General features: G+C 38.2%; 1 pseudogene. It reads right to left on the reverse strand.

Annotated elements, in window-relative coordinates:
* A pseudogene (locus LI126_RS15015) lies at positions 1-191 on the reverse strand (hypothetical protein); the annotation flags it as partial.
* Positions 192-246: the final 55 nt, after the last annotated feature.

The following is a 246-nucleotide window of genomic DNA, read 5'->3' on the forward strand; positions in this document are numbered from 1 at the left end:
GTTTGGGTCGCCACGGGACAAAAAGTCGTTAACTGTTCTAACGGCACTTTCTTGGAAGCGACTTTCTGATTCACTTCTTGTAAGGCAATTATTTCACTTTCAGAAGATAAAATCACCTTGGCAATCTCCTCTAATTTTTTTAATGGTTCTTCTTCTAACCAGCTATGAGTATTGATTGTTAAAAGATTCATCTTTTCCCCTTCTCTTACATGTTATTAGGTCGGGCACAATTATTGATTGTGCCCG

The sequence above is a fragment of the Mediterraneibacter sp. 210702-DFI.5.30 genome (assembly GCF_020560115.1).
GTDB classification, from domain to species: domain Bacteria; phylum Bacillota; class Clostridia; order Lachnospirales; family Lachnospiraceae; genus Mediterraneibacter; species Mediterraneibacter faecis.